Consider the following 14927-nt stretch of genomic DNA (forward strand, 5'->3'; position numbering starts at 1 on the left):
AAAAAGAGAATGGCAACAATTACCTCGGCAGGTGCAGGATCTGGTCTCGATCTGGAAAGCGTGATCACCGCCAGTCTGAACGCCAGAAAGGCACAGCTCCAGCAGCCAATCACCACCAAGAAGACCAACGCCCAGATCACGCTTTCCGGGGTGGGGCAGTTGAAATCTGCAATTGCCTCTTATGTCACCACCCTCAAAGACATGGCAAAGACGGATGCATTCAACAAACGCGCTGTCAATATCACCCAAGACAAAGATAACCCCATCCTTAAGGTAGAAAGCAAAGCAGGGGCCTCGAATGGTCAGTACAATATCACTGTCAATAAATTGGCAACTACCAGCAAATTTGAAGGGACTTTTGACAGTTCGACAGCTCCGCTGGCGACTGAAGATGGCACTCTCACCTTTACTGCTGGAGACAAGAAATTCAATGTTGAGGTCAAAGCTGGCGATTCTCTTCAGACTATTCGAAAGAAAATCAATAATAACGGTGACAACTTTGGGCTGACGGCCAACATCATCAATACTGCGGATGGCAAGGCCAAGCTTGTGATGGATTCAGGTGTAAGTGGTACCGGCAAGGATCTGCAGATCACGGGTAGTACAACTGGCATAACCAGCTTTGCTTCTTCACTGACCAAAACTCAGAGTGCCAGCAATGCCGAAATCACGGTAGATGGCAGCACCCTCAGTAGCGATACGAATACCTTTGATGGCACCATCATAGGATTGAAAGTGACAGTGTTGCGTGAATCAGATAAAGATACTGACGGTAATGCCAAATCCAATAAGGTTGATGTTGCCACCGATAAAGATGGTATCAAAACCATGGTCAAAAGCTTTATCGATGGTTACAACACCTTGGTCAGCAAAGCGGATGCCTTGGGCAAACGCAATAGTATAGTTGCCGGGCAGAGCCAGGATGATGGTGGAGCCCTTGCCGGTGACTCAGTGACTCGAAGCGTCGTCAATCAGATGAGCAGTCTTCTAATCACCCCTTCTGACAACTCGAACGTGTTTGACACCATTTTCCAGCTTGGGATCAAGATGGATAACAAGGGGGTACTCTCTCTTGACAGTGAGAAGTTTGATGAGGCACTTGATAAAAACTTCGAGCAAGTAGTGGCCATTTTCGGGGGTGAAAATGGAGTGGCTGGAAAGTTGGCGACCTCTCTGGAAGATTATTCCAAGACCGGAGGATTGCTTGCCCAGCGAGAAGATTCTCTCAACTCAGATCTACGGACACTGGCGCAAAAAGAATCCGATGCTTCGGCCCAATTGGTGAAATATGAAGCCAGCCTACGGGCTCGTTATGGTGGCTTGGACACATTACTTGCCAAAATGAACCAGTCGGCATCCTATCTAAGCCTTATTAATACCTCAGGCTCATCATCCTGAGCTATATATTCGCGATCCCGAATGAGGAGGAGCAACCATGTATCGCAAGAACATCAAAGCCTACACCACCCAAAACCTTCAAGCAGAGATGGCTGTGGCGGATCCCTATCGCGTCATTCAGTTGATGATGCAAGGGTGTATCGAGCGTCTCGCTCAATCGAAAGGGGCAATAGAGCGCAGGGATTTTGAAGGCAAGTCTATTGCGATTTCCAAAAGTATGGCGTTAATTAACGGTTTACAGGATGCTTTGGATCTTTCATACGGTAAAGTACCTGAAGACTTGTTCGCTCTTTATGACTATATGAAACAGCGTTTGCTGGACGCCAGTAGTAATATGGATGTTGGGCCTCTGGACGAAGTAGGTCGACTGATGCTGACAATTAAGAGTGGATGGGACTCCATACCATTAGATGATCGAATGCAGGCATTAAGCCAACAGGCAAGCATATGACACATGCCGAGATTCTGAGAGAGTCAGCAATCAGACTTGAACAGGCCATCATCGAAAATAATTTGGAGCTTGCTCATCAGGTAATGGATGAGCGACTTATGTTGTTGCAACAGCTTACACTTGAAAATAGCTACACTATGGAGTTAGTTGAAACAGCAAAAGAGACGTTTCATCATAATGAAAAGCTTATGTTGCTCGTTTCTCAGAAGAAAGATGATATACAACGTAAGTTACACGATGTAGTCATTGCGGACAAAGCTACCCAACTTTATAAAGTGCATTCAAGATAGATAGGGATCCTTCATGGATATGGATAAAGATATACAGAATATTGAAGCGGAAATAATTCGCTTGCAGCGACAGAAAGAACAAGAGCAGGCTATGATTGATGTTCTTCCTGTTCGCTTTGATAATAACATGGCTGCTTTTAAAAAGTATATCCCCTCTGTTTATGAACAATTCAAGACATATACCCCTACTCGTCCATTTCGTTTTTTTTGTAATGAAAATGGCATACCTAATATCTTGTGGCTTGACAATGAAGTTTCTTTTTATGGTGAGAATCCCTACGAATACTCAGAGTCTCAAATAGAACAAGTATTATGCCGTTCTAAGATTGATAAGTTTTCTTTTAGTGTGGAAAATGATTTATTCAATCAAGCTCATGTTCAGTATCTGAACAAACTATGTGAGTTGTATGATGAAGCAGAAAGATCACTCGAAAAATTGAGTCGCATTCCAAACCATGTCCCCATGGTGATGATGTTTGGTGTGGGGCTAGGGTATCAATTGTCATATCTTTATGAAAGATGCAGTGTCAAGAATCTCTTTGTTTTTGAACCTGACCTTGACTTGTTTTATGCATCGTTATTTTCATTTGACTGGTACTCTCTGCTTCTACATCTGAATGAAGAAGGATTAAGTCTTCATCTATTTTTAGGGCAAGATGAAGATAGCTTGATGGAGGATTTATTGCCTGTCTTGCATCGACGCGGAGCATTCTGGATATCCAGCTTGTTTGGTTTTTGGCATTATCCTTCAGATAAGATATTTTCATTAACAGAGCGTATAAAAAAAGAATTTTATCTTCTAAAATCAGGATGGGGATTCTTTGATGATAATTTGTTCGCTCTGGCGCATAGTGCAAAGAATATTGAAAATAAAGTCCCTTTTTTATTGAAAAATAAAGATGTATCACAATTTAGCAAGGGATTGCCTGCGCTGGTTGTCGGGAATGGACCATCTTTGGATGAAGCCATTCCATTTATCAAGGAAAATCATGAGCGATTTTTTATCTTTGCTTGTGGCAGTAGTATTACCGCACTCCATAAAGCAGGTATCAAGCCGGATGTTCTACTCGCTGTTGAAAGAACCAAGAGCTCAGCTGATTTCCTATCATTGATCAACGATGACGAATATTTAAAGGACATATTGTTCCTTAGTGTAGATATTATTCATCCAGCGTGTCGCTCGTATTTTTTCAGAATGGGTGTAGGCTTTAAGCCACATGAACCAATGCATTCTCTTTTGGCTCGTAATTTTGATGCGATGCCTAACTATTGTCATTTAAATGGAGTTAATCCATTTGTTGGTAATACAGGGCTGAGTTATGCAATTACATTGGGTTTTAAAGAAATATATCTCTGCGGGATCGATAATGGATATAAAAATGCCTCACATCATCATTCAAAATATAGTGCTTATTATGATGATAATGGTCAACCTATAGAGAAATTAACCAAGCTGGTAACACAGAATGGTGGTTATATAATACCAGGGAATTTTGGTGGTGATGTTACGGCAAGTAGACTCTTTTGCGTTTCCATAAAATCGATGGAATCATTACTGAGAACCAATAAAGAGGTTGCATGCTACAATTGCAGCGATGGCGCGGAAATAAAAGGGGCAATACCGCTTCGTATAAGTAATGTCCTCATGAAGAGTGATTGCATAATAGATAAACATAAGCTGACTGAACGTATATATGATGAGTTTTTCTCTGCTTTGGATATCTCTAGAGAGAAAATTGAATCTTTCATGGCATTTGACTTTTTTGATGACATTATAAATCGTTTCATATCTGATTGGAGCATTACTGGAACCAGTCGTGATGAAATTTCTGAGCTCATGCAAAAGCATTTTGAGTACCTGGTATATATATCAGAAACCCGCCAGCATCACATTCATAGGGTTCTCGTAGGGTCAATAAATTATTTTTTCTCCTTCATAAATACCATCATGTATTCATTTGATGATGATGATATGGACGAACAGGTGGTTAGGCCTGCTATTGAAATCATGATCGACTTTTTCAAAACAATGAAAGTCACATATCCTGAGGCTCTAAACTTTATTGATGAATCAGATTGTGAGATTGTTCATCTCTATAGAAAAAATGCGGTAGAAAAAAAATCTGTTCTTTAACTATATAAAGGCCTGGTTTTATATTTCTATACATATAAAGGATGTCGAAATCTTATATGTGTTTTTATTAAAATAAGCTGTATATTTATTTCAAGGTGCAGTAGAGGGTAAAGTACTTATATACTACCAGCTTGATGGCAATTCAATATACATGTGATCTCTAGCAAACCTTTTTCATATAGCTCTGTTGACCATGTGACTATCATGCCGACGGTTTTCAAGAGTCAGATGTGTTATTAGCCTTAGACGGCATGAGTATGGCTATAAGTTTCAAAGCTCAACCTGCCTGAGAATGAGTCGTTGATAGTATGATCGCCTCACACACCTGCTCCACCGCGTTGAGGGCCCGCGGGGTGAAGCGGTGCAGCTCATCTGGGTTGATGAGAACGAGCCGCTGCTGCTTGACGGCATCCAGCATGGCCCACTGGCGCCAGTGGGCCAGCACGGCGGGATCCCGGCTGCCGGCCAGGATGAGCCCGGGGTTGGCCTTGATCACCTGCTCCAGCCCGACCTGGGGGTAGGGGGAGCTGGCATCTGCCATGATATTGCGGCCACCGCAGAGCCTGATGGCGTGGCCCGGCCAGGTCGAGTCGTTGACGCTGGTGAGCGGCGGATACCAGAGCTGATAGAAGACCGAGACCGGTTTGGGCTTGCCGTAGCGCCGTTTCAGGGCATCGAGCCTGGCCAGATAGGCGTCGGCCTGCTGGTCGGCCTTCTGCCGGGTGCCGAGCAGGCGCCCCAGGCTGCGCATCTCGTCGGCCAGGGAGGCAAAGTCGGTGGGCTCCGAGTAGAAGACGGGGATGCCGAGCTTCTCGACGGGGGCCAGCATGCGGGACTGGGCCGAGCGCCAGGCCACCACCAGATCCGGCTTCTGGGCCAGCAGGGCCTCCAGGTTGATGCTGCGGTAGTTGGCGACCCGTGGCAGGGGCGCCACCTCGGGGGGAAAATCGGAGGCATCGTCGGTCGCGACTATGCGATCCCCGGCCCCTATGTCGTACAGCAGCTCGGTCAGGTGGGGGGTGAGGCTGATGATGCGCTGCGGGGTGGCCGCCGCGCCTGACAGGGGCCAGCCGAGCAGGCACAGCAGCAGGCAGAGGGTGCGAAGGGGGAAGCGGTCAGCCATGAGTCAGTGCCATCAGGGTCAGGATCAGCGAGAGCCCGAGCCAGCCCCAGCCGATCAGCAGCAGGCGATGGAGCAGGCGCCGGGGCAGGGTGGCGTCGGGCTCGCTCCCATCGCCCATCACCGGGAGGCGCACCAGCTGGCCCTGATAGTAGCGGGGCCCCCCGAGGCGGCTGCCGGTGCTCTGTGCCAGCAGGCCGAGCAGGGCGCCCATGGCCGGATAGGGCCAGCGCAGGGCAAGGCGCAGCTTGCCCCCAAGCTGGCGCAACCGGGTCAGCGCGAGGGGGAGCGCCAGCAGCAATATGGCGGGGGCACAGAGCCCCTGATAGAGCGCACTGGCGGCGCGGCCGAAGTGGACGAACTCCGCCTGTTTCGGGCTCCAGGCCTGATTCATCAGCTGGGCGAGGCGCCAGAGCAGGGCCCCCTGTACCCCGGCCAGGGCAAAGCCTAGCAGGGGGCCGGCCCACTGGCCCACGAGGCGCAGCACGCAGGTCTCGCTCACCGCCTTGTTCAATCCCATCACCGACAGGGCGCCCGTCTCTCGCTTGAGCCAGCTTGCTGCCTGCAACCTCGCCACCACCAGCGTCTCCTGGGTCGCCAGGGTGCGACTCCCCTGGGCGAGCTCCCGCAGGGGGCGCGACTCCAGCATCAGCAGCAGGAACAGCAGGTCGAACAGAGGCTCGGAGAGGGAGAGATTGCGCACCGCCCAGAGGCCGGCGGCGCAGGGCACCCAGACCACCAGCAGGGCCAACAGCCCCGCCTGGCGTTGCTGACCGGGCGAACCGTCCGGGCGATACACCTTGTGGCCGAGGCGGGCCAGCAGCGGCACAGTGGCGCCGGGCCTGAAACGCGCGGGCCAGGGCAGCAGGGCCTCCAGCAGGGCGGCACCCACCATGATGGCCGCCGTCGTCGAGGCGAGGGCGGTCATCAGGGCGTCCCAGGGAAGGGTGTCGATCACAGCTTGCCGAGCAGCGCCATGATCACCTCGGCGGAGTGTTGACCCGCCACCTCGATGAAGGCATCGAAGGATTCCACCTGCTCCTTGCCGGCGATGTCGGACATGGCGCGCACCACCAGATAGGGCACCTTGAACATGTGGCATACCTGGCCGATGGCGGCCCCTTCCATCTCGACTGCCAGCATCTGCGGGAAGTCGGCGCGGGCCTTGGCGATGGCGTCCGGCTTGCACATGAACTGATCACCGGTGCAGATGAGGCCGACCTTGGTCTGGTGCTTGCCTTGCTCGGCGATGCAGGCCTGGGCCAGGGCGATGAGCTTGTCATCGCAGGGGAAGGCGGCGGGCTGCTGGGCCATCTGACCCATCTCGTAGCCGAAGGCGGTCACGTCCACGTCGTGGAAACGCATCTCGCTGGCGATGACCACGTCCCCGATGTGCAGGTCCTGGGCGAAGCCGCCGGCGGAGCCGGTGTTGATGACGCAGTCGGGGGCGAATTTTTCCAGCAGCAGGCTGGTGGCGACGCTGGCGGCAACCTTGCCGATGCCGGAGCGGGTCAGGATCACCTCTTTACCGGCCAGACGGCCCTGATAGAACTCGCAGCCGCCCAGTTGCAGGGTGGTGGGTTCACTGAGCTGGCTGCGCAGCAGGGCCACTTCCTGCTCCATGGCGCCGATAATACCTACTTTCATCATCTACCTCGTCTCTGTGGCCGCTGGGCCGGAAAAGTTGGCGGGGATGATAACAAAACTTGGCGGTGACGCCGAGCATTCCTGTGGGGTTGCCGGGGCATCTCCTGCGTCAGCGGTAGCGCTCGACCAGGGCGGCCAGTTCGCCGCTCGAGGCCAACTGCTGCAAGGTGTTGGCAAACAGAGTCAGTCGCTCGGGGGCACTGTGGCGGTGGAACAGTATGTAGAAGGGGGTCTCTTCCATCACTGTGGGGAGAATGCGGATCCGCTCCCCCAGCCCATGCTCGCGCAGATCGGATTCAAACCCCGGGGAGCGGTAGTAGACGAATCGCGCCCGCTTCATCAACAGCTTGTCGTAGTTGGCCTTGCTGCCGATCCCGCCGCTGTCGATGAGGAGGCCGCCGATGGCCTGGAGCCGCGCGATGGCGCCGCTGCCGTGATTGATGAGGATGATCCCCTGCTGACCGAGTGCCCTGACGTCATCCCAGCCCCGGATCTCGACCGGATCGTCGCTGCGCACCGCCAGGTGGTAGCGCACCGTGAAGATGGCGGGTTGCAGGTAGACGAACTGGCTGCGGCGCTCCGGGCTGTCCCCCACGCCGCAGATGAAATCCAGCTGGCCGTGCCGCACCTTCTTCTCCAGGCGCTTGAGGGGCAGGGAGGCCTGCTCTCCCGCGATGCGCAGGGTCGGCTCCCGTGCCTCCATGCGCCGAAACAGATCGACGCAGATCCCGCCGATCTTCCCTCCCGCCAGGGTCAGGTATTTGGGGGCCGAATCGGCTTGTGCCGCCGTGTGGTAAACCTCGGTGGCACCGACGGCCCCACGGGCTGGGGCAAGCAGGCAAAGCAGCAGAGCCATCCGGAAGATCATCTCATGCAGGGTCTCGATAGGGGCGACGCTAACCCATCATCAGCCGGATCAGGAACGCAAGGAACTAGACATTAGGCTATTTATCAGCGTGTTATCAACCCAAGGCCGTATCTTGCGTCATCATCAGGGCAAGCCGGCCATCAGCCCCGGGTGGTGATGGGTCTGGTGACCGTGGTGATGGGATTGGAGTCCACTGGGTGGAAGCCCCGAGGTTGCATCCTGCCCCGGCCTCTTGCACCCATATCAACCCAAGGCCGTGTCCAGCGTCATCATCAGGGCAAAGCCGGCCATCAGGCCAAGGGTGGCGTGGGTCTGGTGGCCGTTGCGGTGGGTCTCGGGGATCACCTCGTGGGAGACCACGAACAACATGGCGCCTGCCGCGAGCCCGAGACCTATGGGGTAAGTGATGGCCATGCCGCTGGCGAGCCCGACCCCGAGCAGGGCGCCGAGCGGTTCCAGCAGGCCGCTGCCGATGGCCACCATGACGGCGACCGAGGGACGAAAGCCGGCGGCGCCCATGGCGAGCGCCACCGCCAGCCCCTCGGGGATGTCCTGCAGGGCGATGGCGGTAGTGAGCGGCAGCCCCACCGCCATATCCCCCTGGGAGAAGCTGACCCCGATGGCCATGCCTTCCGGCAGGTTGTGCAGGGCGATGGCAAACACGAACAGCCAGACCCGGGAGCAACTCTCGTGGCCGGGGCCGCAGGGGCCCGTCTTGTCGTGCTCGTGGGGGGTGAACTGATCCAGCCCCAGCATCAGCAAGACCCCGAGGGTCATGCCGGCCACCACCACGGCAGCGGCGAGAAAGCCGTCCCCTGTGATCCCCTCGGCCGCCTCCAGCCCCGGCAGCAGCAGGGAGAAGGCGCTGGCCGCCAGCATCATGCCGGCGGCAAAGCCCAGCATGGCGTCTTCCACCCGCTGGGGAACAGATCGCAGGAACAGGGCGGGCAGGGCGCCCAGCGCCGTGGCGGCAAACCCGGCGACGCCGCCGATGAGGCCATAACGCACCCCGGGGCTGATGTCACCAGCTGCCAGCATGACGAGGCTCTGTAACAGGAGCAGTAGCACGGCGGCCAGGGCGAGCAGCAGTCCCAGGGCGATGAGGGGGCGATCCGCTATCTGCTCGCGCAGTTGGACTGACCAGGAGGGACTGAGGGTCGACGCATTATCCATGGGGCCTCGGGGGATTGTGGTTGGGAGAGACGAGAGGGCCATTACATAACCTGGCCTCCCGTTTGTCCATGATGGCGGGACGATTGGGGCAATCGGCTCAAGTTTGTGGTCATCCGGTCGATCTTGTATCCCGGGCACATGCCAAACGGCGTGGCCTGTACAACACGAGAGGGATGAGCGAGGGCGGCAGCTGTGATAGGGTGCGCGCCTGCGAACGCTCTTCCCCGCTTGTTCGTGTTGTTTCATTTTCCCGTCAGGAGTCTCGGGTCACCGTTTACACGGATGTGATCGCCACAGTGCACCTGCTTATCAGCAGTCGAGGATCACCAGTCAACATGTCTTACAAGAACCTCTCCATCGGCAAGAAGATTGCCGTGGTCTTTGCGGTTATCGCCGCCATCAACGTGATATTCGGTCTTTTTCTCGCCAGCGAACTGCGCGGAGTACGGGATCGGGTACTCAATTTCACCGACTCCACCCTGCCGAGCGTGATCTCGGTAGAGAACCTGCTCTACGACGTCTCCTATGTGCGCCGCGCCCAGTTTGCCCTGCTGATGGTCGAGGACACCGCCGATGTGCAGGCCCGTCGCGGCCGCATCCAGGAGAGCGTGGCCAAGGTGGAGCGCGCCCTTAGCGCCTATGAGGCCACCGTCGGGGCCGAGCATGAGCGCCAGGTGTTCAACCGGGCCAAGCAGCAGTGGCTGCACTACCTGAGCGCGGTCAACCGGGTCGACAGCCTGCTGGTGCAGGGGCTCAAGGAGCAGGCCAGGGACGCGCTGTTCCAGTCCAACGGGAGCTACACCGAGCTGGAGCAGGGGGTCAATGCCCTGGTGGAGGTGAACCTCGGCTTCGTCAAGGAGAACCGCGGCAGCCTGCTTGGCAGCGTCAACATGGTGACGAGCTTCGCCACTGTGAGCATCGGCGCCCTGCTGCTGTTCATGGGGGTGATGACCTGGTTCCTCACGCGCCAGATCTGCCTGCCGTTGCAGGCCGTGGTCGCCCAGGCCAATGCCATCGCGCAGGGGAACTTGACCCACAGGCTGGATCGCCAGCACATAGGGCAGGATGAGCTGGGCATGCTGGCCAGTGCCTCCCTCAAGATGCAGGACAACCTGCGCGGTCTCATCGAGGAGGTGGTCGCCGCCGTGACCCAGCTGGGGGCCGCCATCGAGGAGGTGAGCGCCGTCTCCGAGCAGTCGGCCCAGGGGATCCAGAGCCAGCAGCAGGAGATCTCCCTGGTGGCGACCGCCATGGCCCAGATGAAGGCGACGGTGGCCGATGTGGCGGGCAACACCGAGGTCGCCTCGGAGTCCGCCAGCTCGGCCAATGCCCTGGCCCGTCGCGGCAATCAGGATGTGCAGGGCGCCCTGGTGGCCATCACCCGGGTTGCCGAGGAGATGGAGCAGGCGGGCACCCTGGTGGCGGAGCTGGAGCGGGAATCGGCCCAGATCAACCTGGTGGTGGACGTCATTCGCGGCATCGCCGATCAGACCAACCTGCTGGCGCTCAATGCCGCCATAGAGGCGGCCCGCGCCGGCGAGCAGGGGCGCGGCTTCGCGGTGGTGGCCGATGAGGTGCGCACCCTGGCGGGCCGTACCCAGGCCTCGACCGGCGAGATCGTCGCCATCATCGAAACCCTGCAGGCCCGTGCCAACCAGGCGAAGGCGGTGACCAGCCAGAGCTGCGAGATGATCCGCCAGTGCGTGAGCCAGAGCGAGCAGACCAGCTCGGGGATCCAGCAGATCGAGGAGGCGGTCGGCCAGATTGCCGACATGGCGATCCAGATCGCCAGCGCCTGCGGCGAGCAGGATGCGGTCTCCGACGAGCTGGGCCGCAACGTGGAGCGGATCAACGACTCTTCCAACGAGGTGGCGACCGGTGCCGATCACACCGCCCGCGCCTGTCTGGAGCTGAGCCAGCTGGCGGCTAGCCTGCGCCAGACCATAGGCCGCTTCCGCCTCGCCTGATGGTGGGCGGCTGGCAGAGTAGCAACAAAAACGGGGCCCCAGGGCCCCGTTTGCTATGTCACCGTCACCGCGAGGGTGCCGGTCTGGCTCAGACGCCGAGGCCGGTTCCTGTGTCTTTCTTGGCGATCAACTCAATCTTGTAACCGTCCGGGTCTTCCACGAAGGCAATGACAGTGGTGCCACCCTTGACCGGGCCCGGCTCGCGGGTGATCTTGGCGCCGGCGGCGCGCAGGGCGTCGCAGGTGCCATAGATGTCGTCCGCTTCCAGGGCGATGTGGCCGTAGGCAGAACCCAGCTCGTACTCGCTCACGCCCCAGTTGTAGGTGAGTTCGATGACGGCCTCGTCCTTCTCGTCACCGTAACCGACGAAGGCCAGGGTGTACTTGTATTCGCTGTTTTCGCTCTTGCGCAGCAGTGTCATGCCCAGCACGCGGGTGTAGAAGTCGATGGAGCGTTGCAGGTCGCCGACGCGCAGCATGGTATGCAGAATTCTCATTGCTCAATTCTCCGGGTTGGTGATTGGTACTGCTTTCAATCTAGGTCTTGAGGTCGGGCAGTGAACGGACAGGAGGTCGTTCAGCTCTGCCGGTAGACCTTTTCTTTGTATTCGCACAACTCTTCGATGATACAGGAGCCACGGCCGTAGACGTGTGCGAGCCAGACGGGTGGCTGTGGCGGCACCCCATTGCTCAGCTCTCCGGGTAGACCTTTTCTTTGTACTCGCACAGGTCTTCGATGATACAGGAGCCGCAGCGTGGCTTGCGCGCCAGACAGGTGTAGCGCCCGTGCAGGATGAGCCAGTGGTGCACATCCAGCTTGAACTCGGCGGGCACCACCTTCAGCAGCTTCTCCTCCACCTGATCCACGTTCTTGCCCACCGCGAAGCCGGTGCGATTCGACACCCGGAAGATATGGGTATCGACCGCTATGGTGGGCCAGCCGAAGGCGGTGTTGAGCACCACGTTGGCGGTCTTGCGGCCCACCCCTGGCAGGGCTTCCAGTGCCTCGCGATTTTCCGGCACCTCGCCGCCGTGGCGCTCCAGCAGGATGGCGCAGGTCTTGATGACGTTCTCGGCCTTGGTGTTGAACAGGCCTATGGTCTTGATGTACTCCTTCACGCCGTCCACCCCGAGAGCCAGCATGGCGGCCGGGGTATTGGCCACCGGATAGAGCTTGTCGGTGGCCTTGTTGACGCTGACATCGGTCGCCTGGGCCGACAGCAGCACGGCGATCAGCAGCTCGAACGGCGAGCTGAAGTTGAGTTCGGTGGTGGGGTGCGGGTTGTTCTCCCGCAGCCGCTCCAGTATCTCTCTGCGTTTTTGGTTATTCATTGCGTCTCATGTCTGTCTTGGTGCCAGCCCTCAGAGCTGGGTGGTGCGGGCACCGGCTGCGGGCAGGCTGCAGTGCGCCTTGTCGGCACGCTGTTTGCGGCCCATCCAGTCGTTGATGGCGTTCTTGCCGGCGATGAGCAGCCCCAGGCCGATGAAGCCCCCCGGCGGCAAAATGGCCAGCAGTAGGCTGGCATCGGCGTGGAACAGCTCGATGCGCAATGACTTGGCCCAGTCACCCAGCAGCAGGTCGGCGCCGTCGAACAGGGTGCCCATGCCGATGATCTCACGCAAGCCCCCCAGCAACAGCAGCACCAGGGTGAAGCCCAGCCCCATCATGAAGCCGTCGATGGCCGCGAGCAGGGGCGGGTTCTTGGAGGCATAGGCCTCGGCCCGGCCTATGATGACGCAGTTGGTGACGATGAGGGCGATGAAGATGCCGAGCGCCTGATAGAGGCCATAGGTGTAGGCGTTCATCAACAGCTGCACGCTGGTCACCAGAGCCGCGATGATCATCACGTAGACCGGGATGCGGATGTCCTTGGGCACCCAGTTGCGCACCAGGGAGACGGCCAGGTTGGAGCAGACCAGTACCACCATGGTCGCAAGACCCAGCCCCAGAGCATTGGTAAAGGTGGAGGAGACCGCCAGGGTCGGGCAGAGCCCCAGCACCTGCACCAGGGAGGGATTGTTCTTCCACAGCCCCTGCAGCATCAGCTCCTTGAGCTCCTCGCGGCGGCTGTTGCCCTCATCGGCCGGGCTCTGGCCGTCAATCACATCAACTTGTTCCATTGCTTGTTCCGTTGTATGCGCCATAGGGGGCTCCGGTGTCAGGGGGTGGCGTCGCAGGAGGGGGCCTGTTGCAGCAGCTCAGGGTGCTCCTGTTGCAGCAGCAGCAGATTCTTCACCGCCTTGACCACGGCGCGGGGGGTGATGGTGGCGCCGGTGAAGGCGTCAAATTCGCCGCCATCCTTCTTCACCGCCCAGCTCGCCGCGTTCTCCTTGGTAAGGAACTTGCCGACGAAGCTCTCTATCCAGCTCGATTTTTTCAGCTCGATCTTGTCGCCAAGACCCGGGGTCTCCTTGTGAGCCAGCACCCGCACCGCGCTGATGGCGCCGCTGGCATCTGTGCCGACCACCATGCGAATGGCACCACTGTAGCCGTCGGGGGCCACGGTTTCCAGCGCATAGCCGGTGTGCTCCCCCTTGAGGGTCGCGGTGTAGAGCGGCATGGGCTGATCGCTGCCCAGGTACTCGCGGCTGGTGACCAGCCTGCAGCTGGCCACCAGATCGTTGTCATAGCTCCCCGCCGGCAGCAGGGCCTCCAGGGTGCGCAGCTTCTCCAGCTGTTGCTGGTGGGCGATGCGATCCCGGGTCAGCTCGTTGGTCAGCACCACCATGGCGGTGCAGCCGAGGGCGAACAGGGCCAGGGTGACGCCGTTTTTGCGCATGCTCTTTAACATGGGAAGGCTCCTGAGAGTGAGATGTGCGCGATGATCATTTGCGGCGATCCCCATAGACCTTGGGACGAGTCAGGCTGTCGATGAGCGGCACGCAGAGGTTGGCGAGCAACACGGCGAAGGCGAAGGCATCCGGGTAGCCGCCGAAGCGACGGATGAGGTAGACCAGCACGCCGATCAGCACGCCGTAGATGAGGCGCCCCCTGGCCGTGGTGCTGGCGCTCACCGGATCGGTGGCGATGAAGAAGGCCCCCAGCATGGTGGCGCCGCTGAACAGGTGCAGCATGGGGGTGGCGGTAGAGTCCGGCGTGGCCAGATAACCCAGGGTGGCAGAGAGCAGCAGGGCCCCCAGCACGGCGGTGGGAATGCGCCAGTTGATCACCTTCTGCTGCAACAGGAAGAGGCCACCCAGCAGGTAGCCGAGATTGACCCAGCTCCAGCCAATCCCGCCCCAACCCTCGAACACGGCGTGAGTCATCACTTCGCTGGCGGTGAGCCCCTGGGTCAGGCCCGTCTTCAGGGTGTCGAGGGGAGTGGCCATGGTCAGGCCATCCACCCCCTGCTTGAGCTGCGCCAGGCTGTAGCCGTCCAGGCTGAAGCCGGTGAAGATCACCGAGACGGCATCCCCAAAGTCGACCCCGTAGGCGGCGATGCTGGAGGGGGGCAGCCAGCTGGTCATCTGGACCGGGAAGGAGACCAGCAGCAGCACATAGGCCACCATGGCCGGGTTGAACAGGTTCTGACCGAGCCCGCCATAGAGGTGCTTGGCGATGATGATGGCAAAGGCGGTGCCCAGCACCAGCATCCACCAGGGCAGCAGGGGGGGCAGGGAGAGGCCGATCAGCACGGCGGTGAGGGCCGCGCTGCCATCCAGCAGGGCCGGTTTGACAGGGCGGCCGCGCAGGCGCAGGACCAGGGCCTCGCAGCCCAGGGCCGTCACCAGGGCCAGCAGGATCTGGATCAGGGTCCCCCAGCCGAAGAACCAGGTCTGGGCCAGGAAGCCGGGCAGACAGGCCAGGATCACCAGCAGCATCAGGGTCTGGGTCTGTCTGCGGTTATGGGCGAAGGGCGCACTCGCGAGATTGAACATG

15 protein-coding genes are annotated in these 14927 nt (G+C 57.9%); 5 read left to right on the forward strand and 10 right to left on the reverse strand.

The window, feature by feature from the left end; translation table 11 throughout:
* Positions 1-9: 9 nt before the first annotated feature.
* The 4 genes from fliD to AAHB08_RS02230 are packed head-to-tail and all read left to right on the forward strand — an operon-like array spanning position 10 to position 4273.
* Positions 10-1398, forward strand: a complete 1389-nt coding sequence (fliD, locus tag AAHB08_RS02215; RefSeq protein ID WP_342057971.1) for a flagellar filament capping protein FliD — start codon at positions 10-12, stop codon at positions 1396-1398.
* Positions 1399-1435: 37 nt separating this feature from the next.
* Positions 1436-1849: a flagellar export chaperone FliS gene (gene fliS / locus AAHB08_RS02220; protein WP_342057972.1), complete on the forward strand. Its 414-nt coding sequence runs from the start codon at positions 1436-1438 to the stop codon at positions 1847-1849.
* Complete coding sequence (locus AAHB08_RS02225; protein WP_342057973.1) at positions 1846-2139, forward strand: hypothetical protein; 294 nt, start codon at positions 1846-1848, stop codon at positions 2137-2139. The genes fliS and AAHB08_RS02225 overlap by 4 nt, the downstream gene beginning before the upstream one ends.
* 13 nt (positions 2140-2152) lie before the next feature.
* Positions 2153-4273, forward strand: coding sequence for a motility associated factor glycosyltransferase family protein (locus AAHB08_RS02230; protein ID WP_342057974.1), 2121 nt, complete (start codon positions 2153-2155; stop codon positions 4271-4273).
* Between the two features lie 277 nt (positions 4274-4550).
* Here AAHB08_RS02230 and AAHB08_RS02235 read toward each other — a convergent pair whose 3' ends face one another.
* The 5 genes from AAHB08_RS02235 to AAHB08_RS02255 all read right to left on the reverse strand — a co-directional run bounded on the left by AAHB08_RS02235 (position 4551) and on the right by AAHB08_RS02255 (position 9081).
* Positions 4551-5396, reverse strand: coding sequence for a cobalamin-binding protein (locus tag AAHB08_RS02235; protein WP_342057975.1), 846 nt, complete (start codon positions 5394-5396; stop codon positions 4551-4553).
* The gene (locus tag AAHB08_RS02240) at positions 5389-6321 is read right to left on the reverse strand and encodes a cobalamin biosynthesis protein CobD/CbiB (protein ID WP_342058052.1); all 933 of its coding nucleotides are present in this window, start codon (positions 6319-6321) and stop codon (positions 5389-5391) included. The genes AAHB08_RS02235 and AAHB08_RS02240 overlap by 8 nt, the downstream gene beginning before the upstream one ends.
* A gap of 26 nt (positions 6322-6347) precedes the next feature.
* Positions 6348-7040, reverse strand: coding sequence for a 5'-methylthioadenosine/S-adenosylhomocysteine nucleosidase (mtnN, locus tag AAHB08_RS02245; RefSeq protein ID WP_043129316.1), 693 nt, complete (start codon positions 7038-7040; stop codon positions 6348-6350).
* A 109-nt stretch (positions 7041-7149) separates the two neighbouring features.
* Positions 7150-7908, reverse strand: coding sequence for a substrate-binding periplasmic protein (locus tag AAHB08_RS02250; protein ID WP_342057976.1), 759 nt, complete (start codon positions 7906-7908; stop codon positions 7150-7152).
* A gap of 243 nt (positions 7909-8151) precedes the next feature.
* Positions 8152-9081 (reverse strand): ZIP family metal transporter, encoded by a 930-nt coding sequence (locus AAHB08_RS02255; protein ID WP_342057977.1) that lies wholly within the window; start codon positions 9079-9081, stop codon positions 8152-8154.
* Positions 9082-9416: 335 nt separating this feature from the next.
* Between AAHB08_RS02255 and AAHB08_RS02260 the strand changes: the two genes are divergently transcribed.
* Positions 9417-11048 carry a methyl-accepting chemotaxis protein gene (locus tag AAHB08_RS02260; RefSeq protein WP_342057978.1) on the forward strand — a complete coding sequence of 544 codons (1632 nt, stop codon included), beginning with the start codon at positions 9417-9419 and terminating at the stop codon, positions 11046-11048.
* A gap of 88 nt (positions 11049-11136) precedes the next feature.
* Here AAHB08_RS02260 and gloA read toward each other — a convergent pair whose 3' ends face one another.
* From gloA to rsxD, 5 genes are all read right to left on the reverse strand, one after another.
* The gene (gene gloA / locus AAHB08_RS02265; RefSeq protein WP_025326535.1) at positions 11137-11544 is read right to left on the reverse strand and encodes a lactoylglutathione lyase; all 408 of its coding nucleotides are present in this window, start codon (positions 11542-11544) and stop codon (positions 11137-11139) included.
* 193 nt (positions 11545-11737) lie between these two features.
* Positions 11738-12379, reverse strand: a complete 642-nt coding sequence (nth, locus tag AAHB08_RS02270) for an endonuclease III (protein WP_139434134.1) — start codon at positions 12377-12379, stop codon at positions 11738-11740.
* A gap of 30 nt (positions 12380-12409) precedes the next feature.
* Positions 12410-13168, reverse strand: coding sequence for an electron transport complex subunit E (locus AAHB08_RS02275; RefSeq protein WP_342057979.1), 759 nt, complete (start codon positions 13166-13168; stop codon positions 12410-12412).
* 38 nt (positions 13169-13206) lie between these two features.
* Positions 13207-13839: an electron transport complex subunit RsxG gene (gene rsxG, locus AAHB08_RS02280; RefSeq protein ID WP_202045131.1), complete on the reverse strand. Its 633-nt coding sequence runs from the start codon at positions 13837-13839 to the stop codon at positions 13207-13209.
* A 34-nt stretch (positions 13840-13873) separates the two neighbouring features.
* On the reverse strand, positions 13874-14926 hold the full coding sequence (gene rsxD / locus AAHB08_RS02285) for an electron transport complex subunit RsxD (RefSeq protein ID WP_342057980.1): 1053 nt from the start codon (positions 14924-14926) through the stop codon (positions 13874-13876).
* Position 14927 lies beyond the last annotated feature (1 nt).

The organism is Aeromonas sp. OTU364 (assembly GCF_038440395.1).
Lineage (GTDB): Bacteria > Pseudomonadota > Gammaproteobacteria > Enterobacterales > Aeromonadaceae > Aeromonas.

Excerpts from the sequence above, each read along its gene's own strand:
- fliD (WP_342057971.1), top strand. The coding sequence starts at position 10 with ATGGCAACAATTACCTCGGCAGGTGCAGGATCTGGTCTCGATCTGGAA.
- fliS (WP_342057972.1), top strand. The coding sequence starts at position 1,436 with ATGTATCGCAAGAACATCAAAGCCTACACCACCCAAAACCTTCAAGCA.
- AAHB08_RS02225 (WP_342057973.1), top strand. The coding sequence starts at position 1,846 with ATGACACATGCCGAGATTCTGAGAGAGTCAGCAATCAGACTTGAACAG.
- AAHB08_RS02230 (WP_342057974.1), top strand. The coding sequence starts at position 2,153 with ATGGATATGGATAAAGATATACAGAATATTGAAGCGGAAATAATTCGC.
- AAHB08_RS02235 (WP_342057975.1), bottom strand. The coding sequence starts at position 5,396 with ATGGCTGACCGCTTCCCCCTTCGCACCCTCTGCCTGCTGCTGTGCCTG.
- AAHB08_RS02240 (WP_342058052.1), bottom strand. The coding sequence starts at position 6,321 with ATGACCGCCCTCGCCTCGACGACGGCGGCCATCATGGTGGGTGCCGCC.
- mtnN (WP_043129316.1), bottom strand. The coding sequence starts at position 7,040 with ATGAAAGTAGGTATTATCGGCGCCATGGAGCAGGAAGTGGCCCTGCTG.
- AAHB08_RS02250 (WP_342057976.1), bottom strand. The coding sequence starts at position 7,908 with ATGATCTTCCGGATGGCTCTGCTGCTTTGCCTGCTTGCCCCAGCCCGT.
- AAHB08_RS02255 (WP_342057977.1), bottom strand. The coding sequence starts at position 9,081 with ATGGATAATGCGTCGACCCTCAGTCCCTCCTGGTCAGTCCAACTGCGC.
- AAHB08_RS02260 (WP_342057978.1), top strand. The coding sequence starts at position 9,417 with ATGTCTTACAAGAACCTCTCCATCGGCAAGAAGATTGCCGTGGTCTTT.
- gloA (WP_025326535.1), bottom strand. The coding sequence starts at position 11,544 with ATGAGAATTCTGCATACCATGCTGCGCGTCGGCGACCTGCAACGCTCC.
- nth (WP_139434134.1), bottom strand. The coding sequence starts at position 12,379 with ATGAATAACCAAAAACGCAGAGAGATACTGGAGCGGCTGCGGGAGAAC.
- AAHB08_RS02275 (WP_342057979.1), bottom strand. The coding sequence starts at position 13,168 with ATGGAACAAGTTGATGTGATTGACGGCCAGAGCCCGGCCGATGAGGGC.
- rsxG (WP_202045131.1), bottom strand. The coding sequence starts at position 13,839 with ATGTTAAAGAGCATGCGCAAAAACGGCGTCACCCTGGCCCTGTTCGCC.
- rsxD (WP_342057980.1), bottom strand. The coding sequence starts at position 14,926 with ATGTTCAATCTCGCGAGTGCGCCCTTCGCCCATAACCGCAGACAGACC.